Raw genomic sequence first — 10,184 nt, forward strand, 5'->3', positions numbered from 1 at the left:
GCGTGAATCCCATATTTTGTTCACGCGGAGACGCGGAGACGCGGAGGGGGACAGGCCGTGATGGCGGCACAAATCCCGACGCGCCGCGATGAGGCCTGGCGGTACAGCGATATGGAGGCGCTGGCGCGCCTCTGGCCATTGCCCGCGCCCGAGAGCATCATCGTGCCCGCAGGCGGCGACTTTCGTCATGCGATCGTGCAGGATCAAGGCGGTATCCGGCAGATCGAAATGTCGCTCGGCAAGGGTGCGGTTGCGGCGTTGCATGTCCTGAATATCGGCGGCAGCTATGGCCGGATCGAACTCGCCGTGACGCTCCACGAAGGCGCCGACTTTACCCTCGGCGCGGCGCAGATCGGCGGCGGGGAGCAGAATCTCGAGATCGTCACCACCGTGACCCATGCCGAACCCGGCGCGACGTCGCGGCAGGTTGTGCGCTCGGTGCTCGGCGGCCATGCCACCGGCACCTATCTCGGCAAGGTCGCGGTCGCGCGCGATGCGCAAGCGACCGACAGCGCGCAGGATGTGAAGGCGATGCTGCTCGACCGCAGCGCGACCGCCAACGCCAAGCCCGAGCTCGAAATCTTCGCCGACGATGTGAAATGTGCGCATGGCTGCGCGATCGGCGAGTTGGATGCGATGGCGCTCTATTATCTGCAATCGCGCGGGTTGCCGCCGGGCGAGGCGAAGAAGCTGATGCTGCAGGCGTTCGTTGCCGGCGTGTTCGATGGCGCCGAGGATGCGGCGCGGTTGCAGGACCTGGCGTTGGCAAAGCTGGGGGAATTGGTGTGAGCAGCCTCTCCTCGCCGTTCGTCCCGAGCGAAGTCGAGGGACGTGAAGCCGGGCACCAACGTGTCTCGACTTCGCTCGACACAAACGGGATTCGGGGTCAGTTTCCGGGGCTGTCCGGCAATTGGCACTATCTCGATACCGCCGCGACCGCGCAGAAGCCGCAGGCGGTGATCGATGCGACCGTCAATGCGATGGGCCGCGACTATGCGACCGTCCATCGCGGCGTCTATGCGCGCTCGGCCGACATGACGCTCGCCTATGAGGCGGCGCGGCGGCGGATTGCGGCGTTTATCGGCGCGCGCGAGAATGAGATCGCCTTTGTGCGCGGCGCGACCGAGGCGATCAACCTTGTCGCTTACTCGCATCCGAAAAAGGGCCGTGTGCTGCTCTCGACGCTGGAACATCACAGCAATATCGTGCCCTGGCAACTTGCGGGCTGGCAGGTCGATGTTTGCCCGCTGACCGCGGACGGGCGCATCGATTTGGCCGCCGCCGAAAAGCTGCTGACCAGCGAACACACGATGGTCGCCTTTGCGCATGTGTCGAACGTGCTCGGCAGCCCGCTCGACGTCGCGCGCGCGGCGGAACTCGCGCACCGTGTCGGCGCCGAGTTGCTGGTCGACGGTTGCCAGGCGGTACCGCGCCTGCCGGTCGATGTCGCAGCGCTCGGCTGCGACTATTATGTCTTCTCGGGGCACAAGCTTTACGGCCCTACCGGCATCGGGGTGCTGTGGAGCGACAAGCTCGATACGCTGCCGCCCTGGCAGGGTGGCGGGTCGATGATCGACCGGGTGACCTTCGAAAAGACGACCTACGCGCCCGCGCCGACCCGTTTCGAAGCAGGGACGCCGGCGATTATCGAGGCGCTTGGGCTTGCCGCTGCGGTCGATTATGTCGAAGCGATCGGCGTCGAGGCGATCCACGCGCATGAAGTTGCGCTGGTCGGCAGCTTGCGCGAACAACTCGCGCGGCGGAACAGCATCACCTTGTTCGGCCCCGACACCAGCGCCGGAATCGTCAGTTTTGCGATGGCGGGGGTTCATCCGCACGACATCGGCACTATCTTGGACGAAAGCGGGGTCGCGATCCGCGCCGGGCACCATTGCGCGCAGCCGCTGATGGAGCATCTGGGCGTTCCCGCGACCGCGCGCGCGAGTTTTGGCGTTTACAGCAATGACGACGATGTGGCGGCCCTGATCGAGGGCCTGTCGCGCGTCGAGAGGATTTTCGGATGAGCGAGGATCGGATGATCAAGGTGGAAGAAGTGACGAGCGTCGAGGCGCCGCCGAAAGCGCGCGTCGAGGATGTCGAGACCGCACCTGAGAAATTGGAGCGCAAGCGCGACTATCTGGAAGGCTTCCTTGCGGCCAAACCCGCAGCGACCGAACCCGGCGCGGTCGGCGGCGACCTGTACGAGGCTGTCATCAACGCGCTCAAGGACATCTTCGACCCCGAAATTCCGGTCAACATCTATGACCTCGGCCTGATCTACAATGTCGAGATCGACGAAGGCCATGTCATGGTCACGATGACGCTGACCACGCCGCATTGCCCGGTCGCCGAATCGATGCCCGCCGAAGTCGAACTGCGCGTCGGCGCGGTGCCGGGCGTCGGCGATGCCGAGGTCAATCTGGTCTGGGACCCGCCGTGGTCGCCGGAGAATATGAGCGACGAAGCGCGCCTCGAACTGGGAATGTTGTGATGACCGACCTGAAAACCCGCGCCCGCCCGGCCGCCGTAACGCTCACCGCCGGCGCGGAAGACCGCGTCGCGGCGCTGATGGCGTCCGCACCCGAAGGCGCGATCGGCGTCCGCCTGTCGACCCCGCGCCGTGGCTGTTCGGGGCTCGCTTACTCGGTCGACTATGTCACCGAAGAACAAAAGTTCGACGAGAAGATCGAGACCCCCGGCGGCATTTTCTACATCGACGGCGCGTCGGTGCTGTACCTGATCGGCAGCGTCATGGACTGGGTCGAGGATGATTTCGCGGCGGGCTTCGTGTTCGAAAACCCGAACGCCAAGGGCGCGTGCGGTTGCGGCGAGAGCTTCACCGTCTAACTAGCGGCACACCGTCCAGCCAGCCGTGCGCGCAGCCATGTCGAGGTGGAAATGGTCGGCATGAGCGCTGTTATAGTCGGGCGACAGCACGGTGCTGAACAGGCCGCATGACGCGTCGCGCACCTCGTGCAGAAATTCGCTGCGCGCGTCGCCGTCATTCCAGTCGCCGACCAGCGTGATGCGGGTGCCGTCGGCCAGCACGAAGGCCGAAATATCGATCGCATTCGCGGTCGAATGCTGGCTCTGCGCCTGCTTGCCCGCGATCTTGCGGCAGTTGTAGCTGCCGAGATTTTCGAGCTCGACGACCTTCTGCCCGAAATGCCTTTGCGCGAGCGGCTGGACGACATCGCGGGTCCACAGCGCCATCGCGGCGGTCACGGCGCAGCCGGGCGCGACATGCGCGGGGCGCATCGTCGGCACGAGGCGATTGCCGGTCAGCACCATGCGCTGGCTCGCACGGCAGACACCCTGCCCGACCACCGGCCGCCGCTCATAGCCCGCCCGCGCGCGTTCGAAGGCGGCAAAACAGGCGGCATCGTCGCCCGCCAGCACCACCAGCTTGCGATGCGTCGCCCAGCCTTGCGGATGCGCGAGTTCGAAGCGCGCGGTGGGGTTGTGCTGGGGGTGATCGCCGAGCCACTGCATCGCGCCGACCGCGACGACGGCGAGCAACAACGCGGCGACGAACCAGGTCAGATAGGGGCGGATGCTGTTCACCCTCGCCCCATGCCCGCATGGCGAGGACCGTTCCAGCGCCAAATTACCGCTTGTTGAAAGCCATGCCACACGGGATAGCGTTCGCATGGCGGCGCGAAGGATCCTGATTGTCGGCGGCGACACGGCGGGCGGGCTGACCGCCGCCTAAGGCCGCAAGCTCACCCCCTCCGCTGCGACCGGGAAGCAAGCTTCCAAGTCTCGCTGCCTCCCCGATCAAGGGGGAGGCGAGTGTTTACAGCTTTTCGAACGTCACCAGCAACCCGTCCTTTGGGCGCGGGATCGGCCACATATACCAGTCGGGATCATAGCCCTCGGCGACGCTGATGCGGTGCGTCGTGATCACATGGTGGAAAAAGATCTTCGCCTGCATATACGCGAAGTGCAGCCCCAGGCACATATGCGCACCGCCGCCGAACGGCACCCAGGCATATTTGTGCCGCCCCTTCGCCCCCTCGGGCGAGAAGCGCATCGGGTCGAAGGTCTCGGGCTCGGGCCAATATTCGGGCATCATGTGCGTGTAGCCGGGATTGACCCCGACGCTGGTGCCTGCCGGAATGGTGTAGCCGCCGAATTCGAAATCCCTGAGCGCGCGGCGCGGGATGCTCGGGACGGGCGGGATCATCCTGAGCGCTTCCTTGAACGCCCATTCGGTGAGTTCGAGCTCGTTGAGGCTATTGTGACCAACCCCTTCGCCCGCCGGCGCGACGCGCAGCATTTCCTCGCGCAGCCTGTCCTGCCATTCGGGATTCTTGGCGAGCAGCCAGACGAGCGAGCTGATCGAGCTGGTGATCGTGTCGTGCGCCGCCATCATCAGGAAATTCATATGGTCGACGATCGCCTCGACGCTGAGATAGTCGCCATTCTCGTCGCGCGCCTGGCAGATTTGCGTGAACATGTCCTCGCCGTCGGAGGTGCGGCGTTCGGGGACCATCCGGCTGAAATAGTCGACCAGATATTTGCGCCCCGCGACGCCGCGCCCCATCGCGGTGAAGGGCAGCGGGCGGCGGACGATGCCGATCGACGCCTGCACCATGTCGACAAAGCTCTTGTTGATCTTCTCCGCCTCGGGGCCCCAGGGAATGCCGAGGAAGCTGGTCGCGGCGAGGTCGAGCGTCAGCTGTTTGATCGCGGGATAGAATTTGAACGTCTGCCCGCTCCACGACGCGACGCGATCCTTGATCCCGGCGTTCAGGCTGTCAGCATAGAGGCGCATCGGTTCGGGCTTGAACGCCACCGACAGCGTCTTGCGGTCGGCGCGATGCTTTTCGAAATCCATCAGCATCAGCCCGCGCGGGAAGAGCAGGTTGAGCACCGGCCCCCAGCCCTGTTCGGACGAGAAATTCTTGTCGCGGTCGAACATCGCCAGTTCGTTCGCCTCGGGCCCGTGAATCGCGACGCTGCGCCCGCCGAAGCTCCTGGTGCGATAGACCTTGCCATATTTGGCGACCATCCGCCGCGAGAAGCCCTGCGGGTCCTTGAGCTGGTCGAGCGTCGTGCCGAGCAAAGGCATGCCGTCCTCGCCCGGGATATGGTCGAGCAGGCGCTCGTCGCCGCGCGGCAGCCAGTGCGCCGTGTCGGACCCGAAACGCGCTTCAGACCAGGTGAATTTGGCGGGGGCGTTCATGCGGAGATTTCCTCGTCAAATGGGGTGCGGTGCCACGGGTATCGCACTACTGACATTGATGCAAGTAACGTCCTGGCGCTGCCGTGACTCCATTCACCGCAAATTCAACTCGACTCGGACAGATTGGCGGCCAAGATGATCGGCCCGTCGGTGCGGGCCGTTACCAAGGATAAAAGCATGGCAAACTTCCTTCGCCGCCCTCTCGGCCTCGCGCTCGGCGCGCTGGCGACGACGAGCCTCGGCGGCTGCTATTATGGCGACGTGAATGGCTATGGGTCGAGCTATGGCGGCGGCTACGCCGGCAACGACTGCGTCGCGCAATATGGCGACGATTATTACGACGCCGATCCTTATGCCTATGACGACGGCTATGGCTATGACTGCTACGACGGCAGCGACTATGGCGCGGGCTTCGTCAACATCGGCTTCGGCGGCGGCTGGTACGACAATTATTATTACCCGGGTTCGGGCCTGTGGCTCTTTGACAGCTACAACAACCGCTATCCGCTGCGCGGCCAATATCTGAACTATTGGGGCGGGCGGCGCGCGTGGTGGAAACATCATGGCGGCCGCGGCGACGGCCATTGGAACGGCAACGGCGGCGGCCGCGGTGACGGCCCGCGCGGCGATGGTCGCCCGGGTGGCCGCCCCGGCGGCTGGGACGGACGCGACCGCGACCATGATGGGCCGCGCGGCACCCGTCCGCCGCGCCCCGGCTCAGGCAATGGCACGGGCAATCCGCCGACCGGCACGACGCCGATCGATCCCGGTCGCGGCGATGGCCGTCCGGGCGGCTGGGGCGGCCCCGGCCGCGGCGACAATGACGGGCCGCGCGGCACACGCCCGCGTCCCGGCGCCGGCAGCGGCAGCGGCAACCCCTATCCGTCGACCGGGACCGTCCCGGTCCGTCCGAATCGTCCCGATCGTGTTCCGGGTTCCGGGCGCCCGCAATGGCAGGGCAATCCGGGCAATGGGGCCGCCGGCACCGCGCCGCGCCCCCGCCCGGGCGGCGGTTTCGGTGGAGGCGGTGGCGGTGCCAGCGCTGCCCCGCGCCCCGCGCCGTCGCAGGCTGCTCCCCCCGTCCGCGCGGCGCCGCCAGTGGTCCGCAACACCCCGCCGCCCGCCGCAAGCGCGCCGCGCCCGCAGCCGGCGACCAGGGTCAGCCCCGCCGACCGGCAGAACCACGTCCGCGAGGATTAAGCGTCGCTAGAGCGTCGCGAGGAGGGTCAGCCCTTCTCGCTCCGTTCGTCGCGGACCATGTCTTCGGCAAGATCGAGGCCCCGCGCCCCGCCATGCACGGTGTGCGCGGGGGCGTGGGGCCGGTCGAGGTCCGCCGGGTCGGGCTCTTCGAGCATACCTTCCCATTTGGTGATGACCGAGGTCGCGACGGCATTGCCGACGACGTTGGTCGCGGTGCGGCCCATGTCGAGGAACTGGTCGATCGCGAAGATCAGCGCCACGCCCTCGACCGGCAGGTCGAACATCGCGAGCGTCGCGGTGATCACCACCAGGCTGGCGCGCGGCACCGCCGCGATGCCCTTCGACGACACCATCAGGGTCAGCAGGATCAGGATCTGCTGGGTCATCGACAGCTCGATATTATAAGCCTGCGCGATGAAAAGCGTCGCGAAGCTGGCGTACATCATCGACCCGTCGAGGTTGAAGCTGTAGCCCAGCGGCAGCACGAAGCCCGAGATGCGGCGCGGCACGCCGAACCGGTCGAGCTGTTCGAACAGCTTCGGCATCGCCGCTTCGGACGAGGCGGTCGAGAAGGCGATCAACAGCGGTTCGCGGATATAGCGAATCAGCGAGACGATCCGTCCGCGCAGGAAGATCGCGCCGATGCCGAGCAGGATCGCCCACAGCACGAACAGCGACAGGTAGAATTCGGTCACCAGCTCCGCATAGGTGGCGAGGATGCCGAGGCCATATTTGGCGACGACCCCGGCGAGCGCGCCGAACACCGCGAGCGGCGCGAGGCGCATCACATAGCCGGTGATCTGCAGCATCAATTCCGCCAGCGCCTCGGCCCCGCGCACCAGCGGCTTGCCCTTTTCGCCGATCGCGGTGAGCCCGACGCCCGCGAACAGCGAGAAGACGAGGATCTGGAGGACGTTGTTCTCCGCCATCGCCTGGAAGATGTTCTTGGGAAAGACATGTTCGATGAACTGGAACATGTCGAGCTTCTTGACCTCACCAACTTCGGCGAGCGAATGCGCGCCGACGGTCAGGTTGAGCCCGGCGCCGGGCTGGAAAAAATTGACCATGATCAGGCCGAGGCTGATCGAAATCAGGCTGGCGAGGATGAACCAGGCGATGGCGCGGGTGCCGATGCGGCCGAGCGCCGAGCTGTCGCCCATATGCGCGATGCCCGCGACCAAAGTGCCGAGAATCAGCGGCGCTACGACCAGCTTGATCAGGTTAAGGAAGATGGTGGCGAGCAGCGAAAAGCTCTTGAGCCAATATTCGAACGCCTGGCTGTCGGCGGGCACGGTAACCCGCACCGCATAACCGACGATGACCCCCAGGATCATGCCAATCAGAATATACATCGTCAGGCGACGCGCCATATTTTCACTCCCCTGTCCCGCCGCAGCGGACGTTTATGGGAGCGGGGGTAACAGCCAGCCGTCCGGCGGGCAATCGCTGGCGATATAAAAGCGGATCAGGTCGCCCAAAGCGCCAGCGCGGCGCAGCCCGCAACGCCGGTCAATATGTTGAGCGGCACGCCGATGCGCACAAAGTCCATGAAGCGATAATCGCCCGCCGCATAGACGAGCGCGTTGGTCTGATACCCCACCGGGGTCGCAAAACAGATCGACGCGCCGAGCATCAACGCGATCAGCAAAGGTTCGGGCGCCATGCCGGTCGCGGGGGCGATGCCGATGACGAGCGGCGCCATCAACGCCGCGACGGCATTGTTGCTGAGCAATTCGGACAGGATCAGCGCGGTGAAATAGACGATCGCGATCACCGCCCAGGGGGGCGCGGTGGCGAGCAGAGGCTCGATCGCATTGACCAGCAGCGCGACCGATCCCGCCGATTCCATCGCGGCGCCGACCGCGAGCATCGCAAAGATCAGCACCAGCACATCGCCGTCGATGCTCGCCCATGCCTCCGACGCGTCGAGGCAGCGGGTGACGAGGATGACCGCGACCGCGATGAAGGCGGCGGCGCCGATCGACACGATATCGACCGCCGACAACAGCACGACGAGCGCCATCGCCGACATCGCGATCCACGCGCGCTTGCGCCGAAACGCGGTCGCGGTCGCCGACGCGAGGCCGATCAGCCCGACGTTGCTGCGCAGTTGTTCGACATTGGCGGGGTCCGCCTCGACCAGCAGGCGGTCGGCGGCGCGAATGCGATTTTCGGCCAGCGTCGGACCGGGATTGTGCCGAAAACGCGCGACCCCGAGCAGGGCGACGCGCTGGCGCTGGAGAAACGGGATTTCGGCAAGCGGGCGACCGATCGACCGGTGGGTCGGCGCGACGGTGACCTCGACGACCGAGGCGGTCTTGCCCGCGCCGTCGCCGATGCCGATGCCGAAGCGTTTTTCCTCGCGCAACGTCATCAGCGCCGCGCCGTCGAGGCGCGCAACGATGCGGTTGCCCGCCGCGAGCGCATGATGCTCGCTTTCCTCGGCCGAAAGCAGCCGGCCATGGGCGATGATGCCGATGATCGCCGACGGCGCGATGCCGAGCCCGGCGACGCTCACCGCCATGCCGACGGCGGGGTCGTCCTCGGCGAGGGTCAGTTCGGTGAGATAGAGCTGTTCGGTTTCGGTGTTGAACGCGCCCGCGCGCGGCTGGTCGCCGGGAAGCAGCCGCGACATCAGCACCAGCCCGACAAGCCCGACGACGGCGGCGGCAAGCCCATAAGGGGTGATCGAAAAGAGGCCGAAGGGCGCGATCCCCGCCTGTTCGGCGATGCCGGCGACGACCAGGTTGGTCGAGGTACCGATCAGCGTCAGGCAGCCGCCGAGCACCGCGACGATCGACAGCGGCATCAGCAATTTCTTGGGCGAGATGTCGAGCGCGGTCGCCAGCCGGAAACACACCGGCATCAGCACGACGACGACCGGCGTATTGTTGAGGAAGGCCGAGGCGACCAGCGCGCCGCCAAAGACCTCGACCACCGCGAGCCGGGGATGCCGCGAGGCGCGATCGACGATATAATTGCCGACGCGGTCGATCACCCCGGTGCGGATCAACGCCCCCGACAGGATAAACATCGCCCCGACGGTCAGCGGCGCGCTGTTCGAAAAGACCGCAAACGCCGCCTTCTCGTCGAGAAGACCGAGCGTCAGCAGGACGCCGGTGGTGGCCACCGCGACCACCGACGGCGGATAGCGTTCCCACAGAAAAGCGACGAACATCGCCGCCAGCACGACAAGACCGATGACCGCCTGGTTCGCAAGGATGAACGCGTGGACGGTCTCGATCACGCGGCCGTCACCCCGTCTGCGCGCGGTGGAGCAATTTATGGTCGGCGAGGACGAGCGCCATCATCGCCTCGACCACCGGAGCGCCGCGGATGCCGACGCAGGGGTCGTGGCGGCCCTTGGTGACGATGTCGGCGGCCTCGCCCGCCTTGTTGATCGTCGGCACCGGGGTCAGGATCGAGCTGGTCGGTTTGAACGCGACGCGCACGACCACCGGCTGACCGGTCGAAATGCCGCCCGCGATGCCGCCGGCATTGTTCGACAGGAAATCGGGGCGATTGCTGCCGTCGCTCGCGGGACGCATCGGGTCGGCATTTTCCTCGCCGCGCAGCCGCGCCGCATGGAAACCCGCGCCGATTTCGACGCCCTTGACGGCGTTGATCCCCATCATCGCCGCGGCAAGGTCGCTGTCGAGCTTGGCATAGATCGGCGCGCCCCAGCCGGCGGGCACGCCGCTCGCCGCACATTCGATCACCGCGCCCAGCGACGACCCCGATTTGCGCGCGGCGTCCATCAGCCCTTCCCAGCGCTGCGCGGCGGCGGGGTCGGGCC

General features: G+C 66.3%; 10 protein-coding genes. 5 read left to right on the forward strand and 5 right to left on the reverse strand.

Going from position 1 to position 10,184, the window contains the following annotated elements:
- Positions 1-57 precede the first annotated feature (57 nt).
- The 4 genes from ACREB7_RS11475 (at position 58) to ACREB7_RS11490 (ending at position 2,847) form a co-directional block, all read left to right on the forward strand.
- The gene (locus ACREB7_RS11475; protein ID WP_431592405.1) at positions 58-789 is read left to right on the forward strand and encodes a SufD family Fe-S cluster assembly protein; all 732 of its coding nucleotides are present in this window, start codon (positions 58-60) and stop codon (positions 787-789) included.
- A gap of 89 nt (positions 790-878) precedes the next feature.
- Positions 879-2,024 carry an aminotransferase class V-fold PLP-dependent enzyme gene (locus ACREB7_RS11480; protein WP_431592416.1) on the forward strand — a complete coding sequence of 382 codons (1,146 nt, stop codon included), beginning with the start codon at positions 879-881 and terminating at the stop codon, positions 2,022-2,024.
- A complete protein-coding gene (locus ACREB7_RS11485; protein WP_431592406.1) occupies positions 2,021-2,491 on the forward strand; it encodes an SUF system Fe-S cluster assembly protein in 471 nt (156 codons plus the stop codon). Before ACREB7_RS11480 ends, ACREB7_RS11485 begins: the two co-directional genes overlap by 4 nt.
- On the forward strand, positions 2,491-2,847 hold the full coding sequence (locus tag ACREB7_RS11490) for a HesB/IscA family protein (RefSeq protein WP_431592407.1): 357 nt from the start codon (positions 2,491-2,493) through the stop codon (positions 2,845-2,847). Before ACREB7_RS11485 ends, ACREB7_RS11490 begins: the two co-directional genes overlap by 1 nt.
- Here ACREB7_RS11490 and ACREB7_RS11495 read toward each other — a convergent pair whose 3' ends face one another.
- Together ACREB7_RS11495 and ACREB7_RS11500 are read right to left on the reverse strand one after the other, a co-directional pair.
- The gene (locus tag ACREB7_RS11495; protein WP_431592408.1) at positions 2,848-3,564 is read right to left on the reverse strand and encodes an extensin family protein; all 717 of its coding nucleotides are present in this window, start codon (positions 3,562-3,564) and stop codon (positions 2,848-2,850) included.
- Between the two features lie 232 nt (positions 3,565-3,796).
- On the reverse strand, positions 3,797-5,188 hold the full coding sequence (locus ACREB7_RS11500) for a cytochrome P450 (RefSeq protein WP_431592409.1): 1,392 nt from the start codon (positions 5,186-5,188) through the stop codon (positions 3,797-3,799).
- A gap of 177 nt (positions 5,189-5,365) precedes the next feature.
- On the opposite strand from ACREB7_RS11500, the gene ACREB7_RS11505 reads away from it, so the two are divergent.
- Positions 5,366-6,388 (forward strand): hypothetical protein, encoded by a 1,023-nt coding sequence (locus ACREB7_RS11505; protein WP_431592410.1) that lies wholly within the window; start codon positions 5,366-5,368, stop codon positions 6,386-6,388.
- A 26-nt stretch (positions 6,389-6,414) separates the two neighbouring features.
- On the opposite strand, the gene ACREB7_RS11510 is transcribed toward ACREB7_RS11505, so the two are convergent.
- From ACREB7_RS11510 to ACREB7_RS11520, 3 genes are all read right to left on the reverse strand, one after another.
- The gene (locus ACREB7_RS11510; protein WP_431592411.1) at positions 6,415-7,758 is read right to left on the reverse strand and encodes a dicarboxylate/amino acid:cation symporter; all 1,344 of its coding nucleotides are present in this window, start codon (positions 7,756-7,758) and stop codon (positions 6,415-6,417) included.
- Between the two features lie 95 nt (positions 7,759-7,853).
- A complete protein-coding gene (locus tag ACREB7_RS11515) occupies positions 7,854-9,635 on the reverse strand; it encodes an SLC13 family permease (RefSeq protein WP_431592412.1) in 1,782 nt (593 codons plus the stop codon).
- Between the two features lie 7 nt (positions 9,636-9,642).
- A partial coding sequence (locus ACREB7_RS11520; protein ID WP_431592413.1) for a chorismate synthase occupies positions 9,643-10,184 on the reverse strand: 542 nt, incomplete at its 5' end.

Origin of the sequence: Sphingopyxis sp., assembly GCF_050725615.1 — a bacterium.
Taxonomy (GTDB): domain Bacteria; phylum Pseudomonadota; class Alphaproteobacteria; order Sphingomonadales; family Sphingomonadaceae; genus Sphingopyxis.